A 20158-nucleotide genomic window follows, 5' to 3' on the forward strand; every position below is an offset into this window, starting at 1 on the left:
TGCGGAGAGCAGGATCAGGCAGTGCTAAAGTAGGCGCGGAACCTTCGCTGATCCGCCCCGGCGCAAGCCCGCCAGCGCTACGTGGCGCACAGTAAGCGTTGGTAAGGAAATGCGCGGTCGCGCGTCGGGCGCGCCAGTCTAGAATTTCGCCATGAATCCACAGGTCCTTATCGTCGACGACGATCCGGTCGTACGCGATCTGCTTTGCAAGTTTCTGCAGTCGAACGGCTTCGATGCGTCCGTGCTGCATGACGGCACTCATTTGCAGCGTCGTCTCGAGCGCGAGCGGCCGTCAGTCGTCGTGCTCGACATCATGATGCCGAACACCGACGGCCTGCGCGCGCTCACCGCGTTGCGCGCCGCCGGCGACGACATCCCGGTGATCTTCGTGACTGCGCGCGGCACGGTGGCCGATCGCATCGTCGGTCTATCGCTCGGCGCGGACGACTATCTGACCAAGCCATTCGATCCGCGCGAACTGCTGGTGCGCATCCAGACCGTGCTGCGCCGGCGCGGGCCATCCACCACGAGCGCGCCGGAAGCACGCAAGCGCTATCGCTTCGGTCCGTTCGAACTGGACTTCGCGACGCGCTCGCTTACCCGCGACGACGCCAAGCTGCCGCTGCGCGACAGCGAATTCGCGCTGCTGAAGATCTTCGTCAACAATCCGTACAAGGTGCTGTCGCGCGTGCTGATTCACGATCTCGTGCATCGCGACGACCTCGCGTTCCGCGACCGCAGCCTCGACGTGCCGATCTGGCGCCTGCGCCGCGTGATCGAGGACGACCCGTCGAACCCGTGCTATGTGCAAACGGTGCGCGGCAAGGGCTATGTGTTCGTGCCCGACGCCAATGGCACCCCCTTCGAGGACGGGGCCGCCCCGAGCGCATGAGAAATCCGCTGAACACGCTGTTCGGCAGAATGGCGTTGCTGTCGGCGGCGGTGCTGTTCGCGATTCAGGCGAGCTGGTTCGTGCTGGTGACGATGCAGCCGCCGCGCCATGAAATCGACGGCTTCGCGCGCGGCATTCTGCTGGTGCTGCAGGCGATCAACGGCGAGCCGATCAAGGGCGCCGCGCTCGCGCCGGCGATGCGCGTGCATCTGGTACCCACCTGGAACATGCCGACCAGCGTGCATCTGCGCGAGCCGCACGAGCATGTGCTGGTCGAGTTGAGCCGGCATCTGCGCGAGAACCTGCCGGCCGGCACGCAGATCGCCGTCGACGATCTGCGTCCGCCGCAACTGTGGGTGCTGGTTCCGGGCAAGTCGAACTGGGTCGTCGTGCCGGTCGATGTCCCGCCGCCGCCGCGCTTTCTGATCGAATCGGTCTCGATGCTGGCCGCCGGGTTGATCCTGTCGTTGTTCGCGGTTTGGCAGATGCAACGGCCGTTGCTGCGCGTCGCCGATGCGTCGCGCGCATTCGGCTCGGGGGGCCGGCCTGAACCCGTGCCGGTGCAGGGCCCGCGCGAACTGCGCGATCTGATCGGCTCGTTCAACGACATGATGCGCCGCCTGAACGAAGCCGGCGACGACCAGGCGGTGATGCTCGCCGGCGTCGCGCATGATCTGAAGGCGCCGCTCACGCGCCTGAAGCTGCGCGCGAGCGTGCTGGTCGACGAAAACGAGCGTGCCGGCCTGATCCGCGACGTCGATTCGCTGACCAACATCGTCCAGCAGTTCCTCGAATTCGCGGGCCAATCGGCGGATGCCGGACCGCCGGTCGAAGTCGACGAGTTCTTGCGCGAGCAGTTTTCCTCGGGCGATTACGCGGAGGCCGCTGAACCCGCCGAAGCGGCGGACCCCGCCGAAACCCAGCTTTTCGCACTCGACTTGCGCGCTGGCCCCTCGTTCACGCTGCCGCGCACGCTGCTCGACCGGCTCGTGACGAACCTCGTCGACAACGCGCTCGAACACGGCATGCCGCCGGTGGAAATCTTAACCGCGTGCAACGACGGTCATTGGATCATCAGCGTGCGCGACCACGGCCCCGGCATTCCCGACGACCGCATCGCCGCGGCGATGAAGCCGTTCGTGCGGCTCGACGCCGCGCGCGGCGGCGAAGGCCATTGCGGGCTCGGTCTCGCGATCGTCGCGCGGCTCGCGCACCATCGCGGCGGACGCTGCCTCGTGCGCAATCATGCGCGGGGCGGGCTCGACGTACGGATCGAATTGCCGGTGGACCTGGCGCTGACGTGAGGATGCTCGCAGGTAAGGGGACGCGGACCGGGGCACTTACCTGCCCTTACCGCATCGGCCGTCGCGCGGGTCGCGGCCTTATAGTCGCCCCCGGCAACCTCGATGCCGCCCTTCTCCGTCCGCCCGCTCCTCTGGGGCGGACTTTTTTTTCGCTATCGGACGGCCGAAGCACGTCAATGCACGAGCCGATTGCGCAGCGCGTCGACCGTCGCCGTGGAAAGGCCGAGGCCTTGCGTTAAATAGCTCGCCATCGTGCCGTAGCTCGCCTGCACTTGGTCGAAGCCCGCCTGCAGATAATTCTCGTCGACGTCGAACAACGGCGCTCTCGCCGCGGCGATGGCCGCGCCTTCCTGCGCGCGCAGCGCGGTGGTTTGGGCAGCGATCGATGGCGCGAGATAGACGTTGCTCAGCAGGTAGTCCTGCATGATCACGTCGAGCGGAACGTTGGCGATGCTGAGCAGCAGCGCCGCGACCCAGCCCGCGCGGTCCTTTCCCGCACTCGAATGGAATAGCTGCGCGCCCGTGCCGTTGGCGAGCGCGCCGAGCAACGCGCCATAGGCGGCTCGCTGCGGGCCGCCCGTCACATACGCGCGCGCCTGAGCCTGCATGAACGCGACGGCGTCGACGGGCGAATCGACCGGGGGCGTAACGAAGTCGTTCGTGCCGAGCACATTCAGCGCTGAGGATGTCGCGCCGCTCGGCAGCACGTCGGCGGTGCGCGCGATTTCGGCGGGTGTGCGCAGGTCATAGACCGACACGATGCCTAGCTTGGCTAGCGTCGCCGCGTCCGTGCCGCTCAGCGTCAGCGCATTCGCGCGAAAGAACACGCCGCGCCGCATCTGCTTGCCGTCGACGGTCAGATAGCCGGCACCCGCGCCGCCGACATCGCGGAAATTGCTGACCGACACGAGTCGCGGCGTAGCAGGCTGCTCGGCTTCGAGACTGCCGCCGCACGCGGATAGCAGCGTGCTGCCGAAACCCGCGGCCAGCATCGCACCGGCCGAGCCCCTCAGAAAGCGTCGCCGCGCCGCCGACGTTTCGCCCAGCATGCCGCGCTCCACGGGCACGGTCGTGCTCGTAAGGGTGCGGAAAGGCGAACGGTTTTTCGCGGTGACGGGCATCGGAGGCGACGGGTTATAGGAGGATCGAGTGGGCAGCCGGGCTGCAGACGCAGTTTAACGTTGACCAATAAGTTTTGCGTTACATCGAAGGGGTTAGTAAGAAAAAAGAGGGCCGGGTGCGCGCCAATAAATGCCGCGTGACGCTCGCGCGCTGTCGCAAATGAGGCGGACATAACGCACCGCGACGAGGCAAAAGAAAACCGGGCTCCCCCTTTCAGGCGAGCCCGGTTTCTTTCTTACTGCATCGCTTTACCGCTACAGGTGTCCTTCATGGGGCACCTTGTCGTCTCCACGTCTTCCTGCAAATTGAAGACGCTTAACGCGGCAGTTCCGAATGCCCCATCAGGAACGCATCGACCGAACGTGCGCACTGACGGCCTTCGCGGATCGCCCATACCACGAGCGACTGGCCGCGACGCATGTCGCCCGCCGTGAACACCTTGTTCACCGACGTGTAGTACGCCTTGTCGCCCTCGGTCGTGGCGCGCACGTTGCCGCGCGCATCCTTGTCGACGCCGAATGCTTCGAGCACCGGCGAGACCGGCTGCGTGAAGCCCATCGCGAGCAGCACGAGGTCGGCCTTCATTTCGAATTCGGAGTTCGGCACTTCGACCATCTTGCCGTCCTTCCATTCGACGCGCGCGGCGATCAGCTTCTCGACCTTGCCGTTCTTGCCTTCGAGGCGCTTGGTCGCAACCGCCCAATCGCGCTCGCAGCCTTCCTCGTGCGACGACGACGTGCGCAGCTTGATCGGCCAGTACGGCCACACGAGCGGCTTGTTCTCTTCTTCCGGCGGCTGCGGCAGGAGTTCGAACTGCGTGACGCTCTTCGCGCCATGACGGTTCGACGTACCCACGCAGTCCGAACCGGTATCGCCACCGCCGATCACGACGACGTGCTTGCCCTTCGCGATCAGCTGGTTCGGCACCTTGTCACCGGCGTTGACCTTGTTCTGCTGCGGCAGGAATTCCATCGCGTAGTACACGCCTTCGAGCTCGCGACCCGGCACTGGCAGATCGCGCGGCGTTTCCGAACCACCGGCGATCACGACCGCGTCGAACTGCTCGTTCAGCTCGGCCGGCGTGATGGTTTCCTTCGCGGTGTTGCCGATGTGCGCCGGCAACGAGTCCGGTTTGCCGATGAACACGTTGGTGCGGAACGTCACGCCTTCGGCTTCCATCTGGCGCATGCGGCGATCGATCTGCCACTTCTCCAGCTTGAAGTCGGGGATGCCATAGCGCAGCAGGCCGCCGATCCGGTCGTTCTTCTCGAACACGGTCACGTCATGACCGGCGCGCGCGAGCTGCTGAGCAGCCGCGAGACCCGCGGGGCCCGAGCCGACCACGGCGACCTTCTTGCCGGTCTTGTGCTTCGGCGTTTGCGGCGCGACCCAGCCTTCGGCCCAGGCCTTGTCGATGATCGCGTGCTCGATCGACTTGATGCCGACCGGGTCGTCGTTGATGCCGAGCGTGCACGCCGCTTCGCACGGCGCCGGGCAGATGCGGCCCGTGAACTCGGGGAAGTTGTTGGTCGAATGCAGCACTTCGATCGCGTTCTTCCAGTCCTGACGGAACACCAGGTCGTTGAAGTCCGGGATGATGTTGTTGACCGGGCAGCCGTTGTTGCAGAACGGAATGCCGCAGTCCATGCAACGCGCGCCTTGAATCTTCGCTTCGTCGTCGGTCAGTGCCGCGACGAATTCCTTGTAGTGCTTCACACGCGTGAGCGGAGCCTCGTACGTCTCGTGGCGACGTTCGAACTCGAGAAAACCGGTTGCCTTGCCCATGTGGTTCTCTTCTCTATCTGTATCTAGGGGTAATCTGGACCCGCCGCGCGTCGATCGATCGGAACGCGGCGGGTACGTCTAAATGTGACTTCCGTGACGGCAGCTCAGGCGGCGAGCACTTCGCTGTTCGCCTTCTTCGCGGCGAGTTCGCCGAGAGCGCGCTTGTATTCGGTCGGGAACACCTTCACGAACTGACGGCGTGCCGCGTCCCAGTTTTCGAGCAGCGCCTTCGCGCGCGGGGAGCCCGTGAACTGGAAGTGACGCTCGATGAGCCCCTTGAGCAGCGCTTCGTCGGTCGTGTCGCGGTGCCATACGCCCTTGTCGACCGTGCGCTCCTGTTCGGCCTGTTGCAGCACCGGGTCGAGCGAAACCATCGACTTGTTGCACTTGCTCGCGAACGTGCCGTCCGGATCGAACACGTACGCGATACCGCCCGACATGCCGGCCGCGAAGTTACGGCCCGTCTCGCCGAGCACGACCACCGTGCCGCCCGTCATGTATTCGCAGCCGTGGTCGCCCGTGCCTTCGACGACCGCCGTCGCGCCCGAATTACGCACGCAGAAACGCTCGCCCGCGACGCCGCGGAAGAAGGCTTCACCTTCGATCGCGCCGTACATCACCGTGTTGCCGCAGATGATGTTCTCTTCCGACTTGCCGCGGAAATCGTTGGTCGGACGGATGATGATGCGGCCGCCCGACAGGCCCTTGCCCACGTAGTCGTTGCCGTCGCCGACCAGATCCAGCGTGATGCCCTTCGCGAGGAACGCGCCGAAGCTCTGGCCCGCGGTGCCTTTCAGCTGGATGTGGATCGCGTCGTCCGCGAGACCTTCGTGACCGTACTTCTTCGCGATCGTGCCCGACAGCATCGCGCCGACCGTGCGGTTCACGTTGCGCACCGGCTGGATGAACGACACGTGCTCGCCCTTCTCGATCGCGGCCTTCGCCTTCTCGATCAGCGTGTGGTCGAGTGCGCGGTCGAGGCCGTGATCCTGCACGTCGACGTGCTTACGCGCGACTTCGGCCGGCACTTGCGGCTGATAGAACACGCGCGAGAAGTCGAGGCCCTTCGCCTTCCAGTGCTCGATGCCCTTCTTCGTGTCGAGCAGTTCCGCGCGGCCGATCAGGTCGTCGAACTTGCGGATACCGAGTTGCGCCATGATTTCGCGCGCTTCTTCCGCAACGAAGAAGAAGAAGTTCACGACGTGTTCCGGCTGGCCCTGGAACTTCGCACGCAGTACCGGATCTTGCGTCGCGACGCCGACCGGGCACGTGTTCAGATGGCACTTGCGCATCATGATGCAGCCTTCGACGACGAGCGGCGCCGTCGCGAAGCCGAATTCGTCCGCGCCGAGCAGCGCGCCGATCACGACGTCGCGGCCAGTCTTCATCTGACCGTCGGCCTGCACGCGGATACGGCCGCGCAGCTGGTTCAGCACCAGCGTCTGCTGCGTTTCTGCGAGACCCAGTTCCCACGGCGTGCCCGCATGCTTGATCGACGACAGCGGCGACGCACCCGTGCCACCGTCATGACCGGCGATCACGACGTGATCGGCCTTCGCCTTGGCGACACCGGCGGCAACCGTACCGACACCCGACTCCGACACGAGCTTCACCGAGATGCTCGACGACGCGTTGACGTTCTTCAGATCGTGAATCAGCTGTGCCAGGTCTTCGATCGAGTAGATGTCGTGGTGCGGCGGCGGCGAAATGAGGCCGACGCCCGGCACCGAGTAACGCAGCTTGCCAATGTAGTCCGACACCTTGTGGCCCGGCAGCTGACCGCCTTCGCCCGGCTTCGCGCCCTGCGCCATCTTGATCTGGATCTGATCGGCCGACGCGAGGTACTCCGCCGTCACGCCGAAGCGGCCCGACGCGACCTGCTTGATGCGCGAGCGCAGCGAATCGCCTTCCTTGAGCGGAATGTCGACGACCACTTCGTCGCCGATCACGGACTTCATCGTGTCGCCGTTCCTGATCGGAATGCCGCGCAGCTCGTTGCGATAACGGTTCGCGTCTTCGCCACCTTCACCGGTGTTCGACTTGCCGCCGATGCGGTTCATCGCGACGGCGAGCGTAGCGTGCGCTTCGGTGCTGATCGAGCCCATCGACATTGCGCCGGTCGCGAAACGCTTGACGATTTCCTTCGCCGGTTCGACTTCGTCTAGGGGGATTGCCTTGGTCGGATCGAACTTGAACTCGAACAGGCCGCGGAAGGTCATGTGACGCTTGGTCTGATCGTTGATCAGATGCGCGTATTCCTTGTACGTCTGGTACGAGTTGCTGCGCGCCGAGTGCTGCAGCTTGGCGATCGCATCCGGCGTCCACATGTGTTCCTCGCCGCGCACGCGGTATGCGTACTCGCCGCCCGCGTCGAGCATGTTCGCGAGAACCGGGTTGTCGCCGAAGGCTTCGCGATGCAGACGGATCGCTTCTTCCGCGACGTCGAATAGACCAATGCCGCCGACCTTCGACGACGTGCCGTGGAAGTACTTTGCCACCAGATCCGACGCAAGACCGACCGCTTCGAAAATCTGCGCGCCGGTGTAGGACATATAGGTCGAAATGCCCATCTTCGACATGACCTTCTGCAGGCCCTTGCCGACCGCCTTCGTGAAGTTGTAGACCGCCTTCTCCGCCGACAGGTCGCCCTTCAGGCCGGCCGCGAGCTGGCTCAGCGTTTCCATCGCGAGGTACGGGTGCACGGCTTCCGCGCCATAGCCCGCCAGCAGCGCGAAGTGGTGCGTTTCACGCGCCGAACCGGTTTCGACGACGAGACCCGTGCTCGTGCGCAGACCTTGCTGCACGAGGTGCGTGTGGATCGCGGCGGTGGCGAGCAGCGCCGGAATCGCGACGTTGTCGCGGTCGGTCTTGCGGTCCGACACGATCAGCATGTTGTAGCCGGACTTGACCGCATCGACTGCTTCCGCGCACAGCGACGCGAGACGCGCTTCGATGCCTTCCTTGCCCCAGGCGACCGGATAGCAGATGTTCAGTTCGTAGGAGCTGAACTTGCCGCCGGTGTACTGATCGATCGCGCGGATCTTCGCGATGTCCTTGAAGTCGAGCACCGGCTGCGACACTTCAAGACGCATCGGCGGGTTGATGTTGTTCGTGTCGAGCAGGTTCGGCTTCGGGCCGATGAACGACACGAGCGACATCACCATGTTTTCACGGATCGGGTCGATCGGCGGGTTCGTGACCTGCGCGAATAGCTGCTTGAAGTAGTGGTAGAGCGTCTTGTTCTTGTTGGACATGACCGCGAGCGGCGAGTCGTTGCCCATCGAGCCGACGGCTTCCTCACCCGCTTGCGCCATCGGCGCCATCAGGAACTTCAGGTCTTCCTGGGTGTAGCCGAACGCCTGCTGGCGATCCAGCAGCGCAGCAGCTTCGCGGCGCTCCGTGACGACGTCTTCGGCCTTCGCCTCGATCTCGTCGAGCTTGATGCGCACGGCGTCGATCCAGCTCTTGTACGGCTTGGCGTTGGCGAGGTTGTCCTTCAGTTCCTTGTCGTCGATGATGCGGCCGTGCTCCATGTCGATCAGGAACATCTTGCCCGGCTGCAGACGCCACTTCTTGACGATCTTCGATTCGGGAATAGGCAGCGTGCCGGCTTCCGACGCCATGATGACGAGGTCGTCGTCGGTGACGATGTAGCGCGCCGGACGCAGACCGTTACGGTCGAGCGTCGCGCCGATCTGGCGGCCGTCGGTGAACGCGATCGCGGCGGGGCCGTCCCACGGCTCCATCATCGCGGCGTGGTATTCGTAGAACGCCTTGCGGTTTTCGTCCATCAGCGTGTGCTGTTCCCAGGCTTCCGGGATCATCATCATCATCGCGTGGACGAGCGGATAGCCGGCCATCACCAGCAGTTCGAGACAGTTGTCGAACGATGCGGTGTCCGATTGGCCCGGATAGATCAGCGGCCACAGCTTCGGCAGATCGTCGCCGAGCACGTGCGAGGCGATCGCGCCGGTGCGCGCGTTCAGCCAGTTGACGTTGCCCTTCACCGTGTTGATTTCGCCGTTGTGGGCGATCATGCGGTACGGGTGTGCCAGTTCCCACGCCGGGAACGTGTTGGTCGAGAAGCGCTGGTGCACAAGGGCGAGCGCCGACACGACACGCTCGTCCTGCAGGTCGCGGTAGTAGACGCCGACCTGACCCGCGAGCAGCAGACCCTTGTAGACGACCGTGCGCGCCGAGCACGACGGCACGAAGTATTCCTTGCCGTGCTTGAGCTTCAGCGCCTGGATGCGGTGGCTCGCAGTCTTGCGGATGATGTACAGCTTCCGCTCGAGCGCGTCGGTCACCATGATGTCCTTGCCGCGACCGATGAAGATCTGGCGGATCAGCGGCTCGCTCGCCTTCACGGTCGGCGAGATCGGCATCGCGTGGTCGACCGGCACGTCGCGCCAGCCGAGCACGACCTGACCTTCGGCCTTCACCGTGCGCTCGAGCTCCTGCTCGCAGGCGATGCGCGACGCATGCTCCTTCGGCAGGAAGATCATGCCGACGCCGTATTCGCCAGCCGGCGGCAGCGTCACGCCCTGGCGGGCCATCTCTTCGCGATAGAAGCCGTCCGGAATCTGGATCAGGATGCCCGCGCCGTCGCCCATCAGCGGATCGGCGCCGACGGCGCCCCGGTGGTCGAGGTTCTCGAGAATCTTCAAGCCCTGCTGGATGATTTCGTGACTCTTGTGGCCCTTGATATGGGCGACGAAGCCGACGCCGCAAGCGTCGTGCTCGTTTTGCGGGTCGTACAGACCTTGGGCGGCGGGAACCGGGTGAATCGGTTGCTGGTGGTCGTTCATGGGGACACCGTCTGTGAGGAGGCCGGACAGGCCGTTAAACCATTGTTTTTTTGCCGCAGTGCGCTTCGCAACCACGACGGCGCTCTTCTCGCAGCCAGACTGCGCGGGACGAAAAGCGTCGGAAATCGGAATATACGCGACGAATCAAGGAAATAGCAAATAAAACATAGTGATCCGCCCCCGATTATCAAATTGGTGCGTTGCGGCTATTTTTTATTGGTGTCACATCAATTCGGCGCAAAAGAAAACGGCATACGAAATGCCGTCTTCATGCAGTCCTTTGATGCAAAACGCTTTATTCGAATTTAAAGCCACTCTATCGGCGATGCTGGGGTAGCGGGTGTCGCCGCGTCACTGGGTATGCGGCGTCTCGCGCACCTTGCGTGGCCGGCCACGCGGTAGCGGGGACACACGTCGGTTCGCGGCGCGCGCCGCCCATTCGCGGTAAGTGTCGCTGCCGAGTACCCAACCCTTCAACGTGGCTTGCTGGAGCTGACTTGCTTCGCGCTCGTCGAGCGGCTGCTCGCACAGTTCGCGATAAGCACGCTGCCGCTCGAACGGCGTATTGCCGAGAGACCAGTAGAGAGGGTGATCTGTGATCAGGCTGTCGAGGGTAAGGCCGATGTGGTGACGATAGCTCGACCAACGATAATCCTCCGCCGCGTTGACCAGCTGCAAGCGCACCGGACACATCTCGACCACCCTGCTCGCCAGCAGGAAGTAGCGCTCGCCTTCGATCACCGTGGCCCGGTAACGGCCCTCCCACAAGGTGCCGCGACGCGCATAGCGCCGGTTGAAGTGCGCGACGTAGCGCCGCCCGACAGCCTGCATCGCCTTGGGCAGACTCGACTCCTCGGTGGGCGTGACGAGCAGTTGCACGGCGCCCGGCATCAAGGCATAAGCGTGGATGGAAAGGTGATGGTCCCGGGAAGCCGCCTTCAGACAGTCGATGAAAAGCTCGTAGTCCTGGTCGTCGACGAAGGCGGGCTGCTGATCGAGCCCGCGGAGGATGACGTGCTGCGGCTGGTCGGGGACATAAAGACGTGCAAGCCGTGCCATGCTGGAGTGTCCAATAGTCGCGTTGGTATATACCCGAAGGTCCGAAGATCCGCATGCGCGCAAGGTTCGGCGCCATGCGGCCAAGCCAGAAACCATGCGGTGCTTAGGGAGAAAACTCTAACCGCCGCGTATGGTTTGTTTCAAACGTTGTAGTCATAATGAGCGGGCCTTTTTTGGAGGAGCACATATGAAATTAAAACAGGCCGTAACGGGGATGGCAGTGCTTGCCTGCATGAGCACGGCGGCGCACGCACAATCGGCCGGCAGCTTTTACGTCACGACGGGCTGGTTCCATCTGGCGCCCCAATCGAGCAGCGACCCGCTGACCGTAACCAGCATTGGCGGTAGTCCAACCAACATCACCGAAGCCAACACCGGCGCTTCGCTGAGTTCGGCCGACACCATCGGCTTCACCGCCGGATACTTCGTCACTGACCACATCGCCACCGAATTCGTCATTGGCGTCCCGCCAACTTTCGACCTGTCAGGCACGGGCAGCCTCGCGCAGTTCGGCAAGATCGGGCAGGCCAAACAGTGGAGCCCGACTCTGCTGTTCAAGTACTACTTCAACGCGCCGACCGCTGCGTTCCGGCCGTATCTCGGTGTCGGTGTGAGCCGCATCTGGTTCACCGACGAGCACATCACCAACAGTTCATTCCAAGCCAACGTTCTGCATGGTCCGACCAGTGTCTCGACGGATAGTTCGTGGGAACCCGTGTTTAATGCGGGCTTCCATTACTCCTTCAATCAGCACTGGTTCGCCGGCGTGTCGATCTCGTACCTGCCGCTCAGCACGACCGCAAAGCTCAGTTCGGCGGCCACCACGCCGGTCGGCACGCTGACCGTGCAATCGCAGACCAAGATCAAGCTGAACCCGATCGTCACCTACGTCAACATCGGTTACCGTTTCTAACGCATCGCGACAGCAGGTGGCTTGAATTAGGGTAGTCGAATTTTCGCGCCCTGGGGAACGCCGTCATCGAGCAGATGACGGCGTTTTTGTTTGGCGTCCCGGTCGTATCGGCATGGCAGTGTCATCCGGCATCGGCGTTTGTAAATTTGACGCGAATGCAGCTCACCTGCGTGCAATATCTGGCAACGTTACGGCCACTCGAAGCGTGTCGCGAGCCGCGCGCTGTCACGTTACGGCCGATGCGACGCTTGGCATCGAAGTTGCGTTAGATGGCGTTTCCTACGCTGCGACGTGATAGTGCGTCTGCGCATAGCGTGTCCGCGCGACGATGCGCGGGGCCTTTCAACTCATCGACGGAGCGACCATGACAGCACTTCCAAATACGCGAGACGCCCTCGGCGAATCCTGGACCAGCGCGAGTCGCCGGGCGCGGCGCATCGCTCGCCATAGCCGCCATGCGGCCGAAGATATCGCGGTCGAGTTGCGCACCCTGCTGTCGGAACTCGAATCGACCTTGGCCGACGGCACGCAGGCCGACGCCGTGGCCTTGCGCGGCAGGCTGCGCAAACAGCTCGACGCCGCGCGCGAGCGGCTGAACGACACGCGCGATGCGATGCGCGACCGCGCGGGCGTCGCGATCTCGGACGCCGATCACTATGTGCATGAAAATCCGTGGCAGACGATTGCGATCGTCGGCGGGCTTGCACTGGTGGCGGGGGCGCTGTTCGCGTCGCGTTCGCGATGACGCTGGCTTGCGCGGCTTGAGGGTGCTGGCAAGGAGAAGCGACGGCCGCTTCGATGCGGCAAGATCGAACGTTGCCCCCTTGCCGCGCCTAGCCGCTAACGACTAGTTATCGTCGATCACGAACAGCCGCCGATACTCCTTCAGCGCGTAGCGATCGGTCATCCCCGCGATGTAATGTGCGATCAGACGCGGCTGGCGCGTCGCATCGCTCGATTGATAGTCAGGCGGCAGCAGCCGCGGATCGTCGGTGAACGCGTCGAACAGGCCGACCACGACGCGGCGTGCCTTGTTGGCCATGCGCATCACACGATAGTGGCGGTACATGTTTCTGAACAGAAAACGTTTGAGCGCCGCGGCCTGAGCCGCGATCGCATCGCTGTGCGCGACGAGCGGGGGCGACGCGCGCACGTCGTCGAGTGACGCCGGTGCGTAGCGAGCGAGGTTGGCCCGCGTGGTCTCGATCAGATCGACGATCAGCGTATTGATCACGCGCCGCACCGTCTCGTGAATCAGACGACGTCCTTCGATCTGCGGGTAGTCGCCGCGCGCCGCCTCACAATGCGTCTGCCAGAGCTCCACTTCGGCGAGCTGCTCGAGCGACAGCAGACCGGAGCGCAAGCCGTCGTCGACGTCGTGATTGTTGTACGCGATTTCATCGGCGACGTTGGCGATCTGCGCTTCGAGTGACGGCTGCCGCCCTTCGAGAAAGCGCTCGCCCAATTCACCGAGCCGGCGCGCGTTGTCGCGCGAGCAATGCTTGAGGATGCCCTCGCGCGTCTCAAAGCACAGGTTCAGACCGTTGAATGCTCCGTAGTGCTCCTCGAGTTCGTCGACGACCGCGAGACTCTGCAGGTTGTGCTCGAAGCCGCCGTGCTCGCGCATGCATTCGTTCAATGCGTCCTGGCCGGCATGGCCGAACGGTGTATGGCCGAGATCGTGAGCCAGCGAAATCGCTTCGACCAGATCTTCATTGACGCGCAAATTCCGCGCAACCGAGCGCGCGATCTGCGCAACTTCGAGGCTATGGGTGAGGCGCGTGCGAAACAGGTCGCCCTCGTGATTGACGAATACCTGAGTCTTGTATTCGAGCCGCCGGAACGCGGTGGAGTGGACGATGCGGTCGCGGTCGCGCTGAAACTCGGTGCGCGCGCTCGGCGCGGTTTCCGCATAGCGGCGCCCGCGCGACTGGCTCGAATGCGCCGCGTACGGCGCGAGGTGCGCTTCGAGCGCCTGCTGGGTCGGCGCGGGGACGGCGGGTGCAGCGATCGCGGCAGCGGCATCCGCAACGATGGCCGTGGCGCCGATCGCGCCGTTCCCGGCGCCTGCGCGCGCACTTGTCGAGTCATGCTGGATATCGTCGCTGCGCCTGTCAGTCACCGGGTTCTCCGAAACATGGGCGGCGCCTCGTGACGCGAGTGCATGAAGCGTGGCTGCAGGGCCGTGCTGAATCTAGACGGCGGCGGCCAGCGTCGCATGCACTTCGGCGTCGGGCGCGCGGGTAATCAGCGTCTCACCGAAACGCTTCAGCAGAATGAACTTGATCGCGCCGCCTTCCGCTTTCTTGTCGATCTGCATCAGCTCGACGTAGCGATCCGTGCCGAGAGCGGGAGCACGCGTGGGCAGATGCGCGGCAAGCACCACGTCGACGAGTCGCTTGCGCGACGCTTCGTCCAGATGGCCGAGGCGCACGGACAAATCGGCCGCCATCACCATTCCGCAGCCGACCGCCTCGCCGTGCAGCCACTCGCCATAACCGAGCCCGGCTTCGATCGCGTGGCCGAACGTATGGCCGAAGTTCAGGATCGCGCGTAGACCGCCTTCGCGCTCGTCCTGCGCCACCACCGACGCCTTGATCTCGCAGGAACGTTTGACCGCCTCGGTCAACGCAGCCGGTTCGCAGCGGTTCAAAGCCTCGATATTGGCCTCGATCCAGGTGAAGAAACCGGCATCGGCGATCGCGCCGGTCTTGATGACTTCGGCGATGCCCGCCGCGAGTTCGCGCTCGGGCAGCGACCGCAATACCCCGATGTCGGCGATCACCGCCTGCGGCTGGTAGAACGCGCCAATCATGTTCTTGCCGAGCGGATGATTGATGCCGGTCTTGCCACCCACCGACGAATCGACCTGCGAGAGCAAGGTGGTCGGCACCTGGATGAACGGCACGCCGCGCATGTAGCAGGCAGCGGCAAATCCGGTCATATCGCCGATCACGCCGCCGCCGAGCGCGATCAGCGTGGTCTTGCGGTCGGCACGCGAGCCGAGCAGCGCATCGAAGATCAGGTTCAGCGTCTGGAGATTCTTGTGCGCTTCGCCATCCGGCAAGACGACCGTGGACACCTGCTTGTTCAGCGGCGCGAGCGCCGCGCGCAGCTTGTCGCCGTAAAGCGGATCGACGGTGCTGTTGGTGACGATCGTGACTGAGTTGCCGGCGATATGCGGCTCGAACAGCTCGGTCCGGCCGATCAGGTCGGCACCGATATGGATGGGGTAGGCGCGCTCGCCCAGTTCGACGTTGACGGTAATCATACGGTCCATTATGACGCAGGATGTTTGGCGACGCCGGCCATCTCGAGCTGCATCAGAACCATGTTGACGAGTCCGTTGACCGAGGGCCGGCCGGTTTCGATCACGAAGTGCGCGCATTCGCGGTACAGCGGGTCGCGCACTTCATAGAGCGCTTCGAGGCGAGCCTTGGGGTCTTCCGTTTGCAGCAGCGGACGATTCTTGTCGCGCCGCGTGCGCAGCCACAGGTCATGCGGATTGGCGCGCAGATAGATCACGAGGCCGCGGCTTTTCAGCGCTTCGCGGTTTTCCGGCCGCAGCACCGCGCCGCCGCCGGTCGCGAGCACGATATTGTCGCGCGCGGTCAGCTCCGAGATCACGCTGGCTTCGCGATCGCGAAAGCCCGCTTCGCCCTCGAGCTCGAAGATCACGGGAATGCGCGCGCCCGTGCGCGCCTCGATTTCATGGTCGGAATCGAAGAACGGGCGCTCGAGACGGCGCGCAACCGCCCGACCCACAGTGGTCTTTCCTGCCCCCATGAGCCCTACGAAAAAAACATTGGCGTGTGCGTCCCGCGCTTGCAACGGTGTCCTCTGGCTAATCCGGTGTAGTTCGTGCCGCAGCTTACTGGCAAAGCGGCTGCCTTGTCGAGCCTGCGCGCCGCCGACGGACGGCGGCGCAAGCGTGCCCTATATGCCCTAATTTTCCCGCACCACGCGCGGCGTGATGAAAACCGCCAGTTCACTGCGCGTGTCGCGATGAGTCCGATGGCGGAACAACGCGCCCAGAACCGGTATTTTGCCAAGGATGGGCACCCGCTCGACGTCGTCGCGGTCGTCGGTCTCGTAAATTCCGCCGATCGACACCGTACCACCATCCTCGACCTCGACGCGCGTTTGCACGTGCTTGGTGTTGATCGCGGGCCCGGCGTCGGTCTGCTCGCCGACGCTGTCCTTCGCGACGTCTAGATCGAGCACCACGCGGCCATCCGGCATGATCTGCGGCTCGACCTCCAGTTTGAGCGTCGCGCGGCGAAACTGCACGCCAGATACGCCCTGGCCGACCTTCGCCTGATATGGCAGCTCGGTGCCCTGCTCGACGATCGCCTTCATCCGGTCCGCCGTCACGACCCGCGGGCTCGACACGATTTTCCCATGTCCCTCTGATTCGAGCGCCGAGAGTTCGATATTGAGCAGCCGTGTAGCGTGCGCCGCGAATAGCGTGAGGCCGGCGGTCGCGGCATCGAATCCGGAAATCGGACGGGCCGACAGATCGTACACGGTGCCGTCCGCTCCTCCCGTCAGCCCCCTCGACGTACCATCCGCGCTCGTGCCGGCCAGCGACAGCCGCACCCCGAGATTGCGCGAAAAGCCCTGGTCGCCCTCGACGATCTGCGCCTCGATCAGCACCTGGCGAGTCGGCCGGTCGACGGAGGCGATCAGCGCCGCGATCTGTTCGAGCCGCCCAGCGAGATCGGTGACGAACAGCAGGTTGGTGCGTGGATCGGCGGTGACGGCGCCGCGTTTGGACAGCACGCGCTGGGTGCCGGAACCGGTCAGCAGGCGCCGCACGTCCTCGGCGTGCGCGTAGTGCAGCTCGAACGTGCGGCTCGCGAGCGGTTCGAGGTCCGCGGCGCGCGCGTGAGCTTCGAAGCGCTGACGTTCGCGCGCGGCGAGTTCGGCGGCGGGCGCGACCCAGATGACGTTGCCATGGCGCTCCATCGCCAGATTGTTGACGTCGAGCAGCGTGTCGAACGCGGTGCGCCACGGCACCTGATCGAGCCGTATCGACACGGCGCCGCGCACTTTGTCGCTGGCGACGATGTTCAGGCCGGTGAACTCGGCGAACGCTTTCAGGACTGCGCCGAGTTGCGCTTGCTGGAAGTTCAGCGAAATCGGCTTGTTGCCCGCGGGAAGGCCCGAGTCGGCACCGGCCGCTGCGTCGGCGAGGCGCGGCCGCGGCGGCAGCGGAACCGGCGGGCCCTCGAGACTGGGCGTGCCGGCGCCGTCGTCGTGGGCGGTAACGGCGGGTTGTTTTGGCGACGGTGGCAGGATCTGGCCGTTGCCGGCGTCGTCCGGGGAAGCGTCGGCCGCTATCGCGGCACGCGAGGCCGGCTCGAGGGTGTCCGGGTCCGGGGCCGCGCCTGGCGCAGAAACATAGCCGAACGGATTCGCCGCCTGGCCGATGCCGCCGCTCGGCAGCGGCGCTGTCTCGTGGGCGGTATTGGCCGATACGGCTGGATCGTCGAGCGCGGCGTAAGTCGGCAACGGCGGTAGCAACGGTGGCGTCGCTGCCTGTGCGACCCCACCGCCCAGCGTCGCAGCGACGTAGAGCCCGAAACACAGCCCGCAGACGACACGGACCTCGCGTTCGCCCCGCAACATCGCCACTCTCAATCGCTTGAGTGTGCGCATCATGACGCCTCCGTCTGCATCAGCGTCAGCGTGCGCGTCGCGCCGCCGTTCGCGAGCGTAATGCCTAGCGCGTCGAGCTGCGTGACCCGCTCGACACCCAGTTGCTGGCCGGCCGCGACAGTCGTCGTGCCGTCTGGCGTGTCGAGCAGGGCAAGCCCGCGGGTACGATCGCGCAGCAAACCGATAAGCCGCAACTCGGAAACATCGCCCGGCTCGCCGCTCGCAGAGATCTGCGGCTTCGCGAACGGATCGAAAAATACGAGGCCTTCGTCGTCGGCGGCGGCCTCGTCGGCGTCAGCGCTTACGCCGGCGCTCGCAGCCGGGGTCGCGGACGCCGGCCGCAGCGCGTCGTACACCTGCAGCGTCGCGGCCACCGCGAGACCTTTGCCGTCCTGCTTGACGGTCACATCGACGGGAACGATCAGCACCGGCAGTTGCGCGAGCCCGTGGAAAAATGCCATCAGGTGGACGAAGTCCGTGCGCGCGGTGAGCTGCAGCTCGCGCTTGCGCTCGACGCCCTCGCCGCTCGCCGCGCCCGGTTCGACCGCGAGCAACAGGACGCCGCTCTGCGTGGCCAGCTCGGAGACGATGCGCACGTCGTCGGCGGAATTCCACGGCACGGCGCTCGACACCGTGGCCGGCATCGCCGCGGCTGCACGGCGCAGCGACGGCAGCTGCGCTAGCGCGTGGCGCGCCTGCGCGAGACGCTGCGTGCCGAGCGCGAGCGCCGCGCGGCTCGCTTCCAGTCCGGCGAGATCGGCCGTGTTCCAGCCGTACGCGCCGAAGGCGAACACCAGCGCGGCGATTGCCGTCGCGACGAGCCAGCGACGGTGCGAGCTCCAAGCCTCGAGCGGCATACGCGCCCGCTTGACCCAGCGTGAAACGAACGCGGCGCCGTACGGTGCACCGCCCGGCTCGAAAAATGTCGTGCTCATCGTGCACCTCCCTTTCGTGCGGCCCTCGACGCGTGCGTCGCTTGGAGCGGCGGTTCGCCCCAGCGCAGGCGCGCATCGAATTCCACCGGTCCGCCAATCGCCGGTTCCGTCGATGCGCCGCCCTTCCCAGTCGGCCGACGTAAATCGCGCATCTCCGCGCCCTGCACGCCGTGAATCGCGCCGAGCCGCTTGAGCCACTCAGCCGACGCGAGATGGCCGCTCGAAGTCGCCAGCAATTCGGTCTCGTACTCGCGCTGTCGAAACTGCCGCAACACGATGCGCTCGCCGGGCTCGAAGCTCAGCGCGTCGAGCAGATCGCGCAGATGCGCGAGCGGCCTCGCGAGACTCGCGGCGCGCCCCGCGGCTTCGCGTTGCGCCTGTTCGGCCCGCGACAACTTCGCGTGCTCCGCGAGCGGCGCGGCGAGCGGGGTCAGCGCCTGCTCGATAGCTGCGCGCCGCGCATCCAACCGCGCCGCGGCAAAGCTCTGCCAACCGGCGACGAGCAGCACGCCCGCGGCACCGACGCACGCCGCCACGGCCCAGTCGCGCATGCAGCGGCGCCGTGCGAGTCGCGCGTTGCGTTGGCGGTACGGCAGCAGATTGAAGCCGCCTAGCCACGGCACAGCGGCACGCTGGTCACACCGATGGGGACTCGCGGCCACGCCAGATGAAAACGACAGAGCGCCCCTCATTCCAGCACCCCACGCAACGCGAGCCCAAACGCGACCGCGCCAGCCGGTTCGTGCAGCAACGCGTCGTCGAGCGGCCGCGCATGGCTGCCGAGCAGCGCGCACTCGAACGGCAGCGCCGAGCAGCCGAGCACGTCGCCAATCTCGGCGAGCGAAAAACCGACGCCGTCGAGCAGTTCGATTTCGCCGCCGATCAGCGCGCAGTCGAACTCCGGCCCGTGCGTGAGATCGCGCAACGCGTCGGCGAGATCGGCATGCTCGGGCGCCGGATAGCGCATCTCGCCGACGTTCGCGCCATCGACGACACTCCAGCCGTACACGCCGTCCGTACCGACCCACACCGCCGCGTACGGTTCGTTCGGGTCGAGTTCGCGACTCGCCGCATGGCGCAGTGCGCGCAATGCGGCGTGCGGTTCGCCATCGATAGCGGACAGCGAAATGCCCGCGGTCGCCGCGCATTCGATCCGCGCTTCCAGATGCTGACGCGAGGTCGCGGCGATCTTCACCGAGCGCTGCGGAGACGGCGTCTCGTCGACGTACCAGTCGACCGCGAGTGCATGACGCTCGAGCCCGGCGATGCGCTCGGCTTCGCCCATCACAGCGGGCGCGAGTCCGGCGAGCGCGACGCCGCCGTCCTCCGCCTCGCAGTCGCTCTGCGCGGCGAGCCGCGCGAGCGGCACTGTCGTCGTCAGCGTGGCCGACGCAGGCACGGCCATCGCGCAGCGCAGCGCGTGCGTCGCGCATACGCGCGGCAAGCCGGCGAACGCATCGCGCAATGCCCGCGAAACAGCCTGCCGATCGACGATCTCGGCGCCCGCCATCACGCCGGCCGCGAGCGGCACCGTGCTGATATGTTCGAGATGCAGCGCGCCCCGTGCGCGTTGGCTCACCACCACGAGACGCACGTTTTGCGAGCCGACGTCGATGCCGGCGGCGAAACGCTGCCGGCCCTCCCTCACCGCCTGAAGCCATGAATTTCTGTAAGCCATA

15 protein-coding genes are annotated in these 20158 nt (G+C 65.2%); 4 read left to right on the forward strand and 11 right to left on the reverse strand.

The features are described from left to right. The first annotated feature begins 151 nt into the window (after nt 1-151). On the forward strand, nt 152-892 hold the full coding sequence (locus AB3X95_RS31045; RefSeq protein WP_176124259.1) for a response regulator: 741 nt from the start codon (nt 152-154) through the stop codon (nt 890-892). Further along, a complete protein-coding gene (locus AB3X95_RS31050; protein ID WP_368623333.1) occupies nt 889-2196 on the forward strand; it encodes an ATP-binding protein in 1308 nt (435 codons plus the stop codon). The genes AB3X95_RS31045 and AB3X95_RS31050 overlap by 4 nt, the downstream gene beginning before the upstream one ends. Before the next feature lie 173 nt (nt 2197-2369). Here the strand turns inward: AB3X95_RS31050 and AB3X95_RS31055 are convergent, their stop codons facing one another. The 4 genes from AB3X95_RS31055 to AB3X95_RS31070 all read right to left on the reverse strand — a co-directional run bounded on the left by AB3X95_RS31055 (nt 2370) and on the right by AB3X95_RS31070 (nt 10970). Next, entirely contained in the window at nt 2370-3245 is an 876-nt protein-coding gene (locus AB3X95_RS31055) for a tyrosine-protein phosphatase (RefSeq protein ID WP_368623334.1), read from the reverse strand. A gap of 388 nt (nt 3246-3633) precedes the next feature. Continuing rightward, complete coding sequence (locus AB3X95_RS31060; protein WP_176110119.1) at nt 3634-5103, reverse strand: glutamate synthase subunit beta; 1470 nt, start codon at nt 5101-5103, stop codon at nt 3634-3636. 104 nt (nt 5104-5207) lie between these two features. Continuing rightward, nucleotides 5208-9911, reverse strand: coding sequence for a glutamate synthase-related protein (locus AB3X95_RS31065; RefSeq protein WP_176124256.1), 4704 nt, complete (start codon nt 9909-9911; stop codon nt 5208-5210). Nucleotides 9912-10262: 351 nt separating this feature from the next. Further along, nucleotides 10263-10970 carry a transposase gene (locus AB3X95_RS31070; RefSeq protein WP_013090727.1) on the reverse strand — a complete coding sequence of 236 codons (708 nt, stop codon included), beginning with the start codon at nt 10968-10970 and terminating at the stop codon, nt 10263-10265. A 187-nt stretch (nt 10971-11157) separates the two neighbouring features. Here AB3X95_RS31070 and AB3X95_RS31075 point away from each other — a divergent pair, with 187 nt between their 5' ends. Together AB3X95_RS31075 and AB3X95_RS31080 are read left to right on the forward strand one after the other, a co-directional pair. Then, on the forward strand, nt 11158-11883 hold the full coding sequence (locus tag AB3X95_RS31075) for an OmpW family protein (RefSeq protein ID WP_176124255.1): 726 nt from the start codon (nt 11158-11160) through the stop codon (nt 11881-11883). 364 nt (nt 11884-12247) lie between these two features. Beyond that, nucleotides 12248-12628 carry a YqjD family protein gene (locus tag AB3X95_RS31080; RefSeq protein ID WP_013090729.1) on the forward strand — a complete coding sequence of 127 codons (381 nt, stop codon included), beginning with the start codon at nt 12248-12250 and terminating at the stop codon, nt 12626-12628. A gap of 102 nt (nt 12629-12730) precedes the next feature. Here AB3X95_RS31080 and AB3X95_RS31085 read toward each other — a convergent pair whose 3' ends face one another. The 7 genes from AB3X95_RS31085 to pilM form a co-directional block, all read right to left on the reverse strand. Beyond that, complete coding sequence (locus AB3X95_RS31085; protein ID WP_309235075.1) at nt 12731-13918, reverse strand: deoxyguanosinetriphosphate triphosphohydrolase; 1188 nt, start codon at nt 13916-13918, stop codon at nt 12731-12733. 159 nt (nt 13919-14077) lie between these two features. Beyond that, a complete protein-coding gene (gene aroB / locus AB3X95_RS31090) occupies nt 14078-15163 on the reverse strand; it encodes a 3-dehydroquinate synthase (RefSeq protein WP_176124254.1) in 1086 nt (361 codons plus the stop codon). Then, complete coding sequence (locus AB3X95_RS31095; protein WP_026228368.1) at nt 15163-15714, reverse strand: shikimate kinase; 552 nt, start codon at nt 15712-15714, stop codon at nt 15163-15165. The genes aroB and AB3X95_RS31095 overlap by 1 nt, the downstream gene beginning before the upstream one ends. A gap of 114 nt (nt 15715-15828) precedes the next feature. Then, entirely contained in the window at nt 15829-17547 is a 1719-nt protein-coding gene (locus AB3X95_RS31100) for a type IV pilus secretin PilQ (RefSeq protein WP_368623335.1), read from the reverse strand. Beyond that, complete coding sequence (locus AB3X95_RS31105) at nt 17544-18479, reverse strand: hypothetical protein (protein WP_368623336.1); 936 nt, start codon at nt 18477-18479, stop codon at nt 17544-17546. Before AB3X95_RS31105 ends, AB3X95_RS31100 begins: the two co-directional genes overlap by 4 nt. Beyond that, complete coding sequence (locus AB3X95_RS31110; RefSeq protein WP_368623337.1) at nt 18476-19171, reverse strand: fimbrial assembly protein; 696 nt, start codon at nt 19169-19171, stop codon at nt 18476-18478. The genes AB3X95_RS31105 and AB3X95_RS31110 overlap by 4 nt, the downstream gene beginning before the upstream one ends. Continuing rightward, nucleotides 19168-20157, reverse strand: coding sequence for a pilus assembly protein PilM (pilM, locus tag AB3X95_RS31115; protein WP_176124250.1), 990 nt, complete (start codon nt 20155-20157; stop codon nt 19168-19170). Before pilM ends, AB3X95_RS31110 begins: the two co-directional genes overlap by 4 nt. Nucleotide 20158 lies beyond the last annotated feature (1 nt).

Origin of the sequence: Paraburkholderia sp. BR13444 (assembly GCF_040948755.1) — a bacterium.
Lineage (GTDB): Bacteria > Pseudomonadota > Gammaproteobacteria > Burkholderiales > Burkholderiaceae > Paraburkholderia > Paraburkholderia youngii.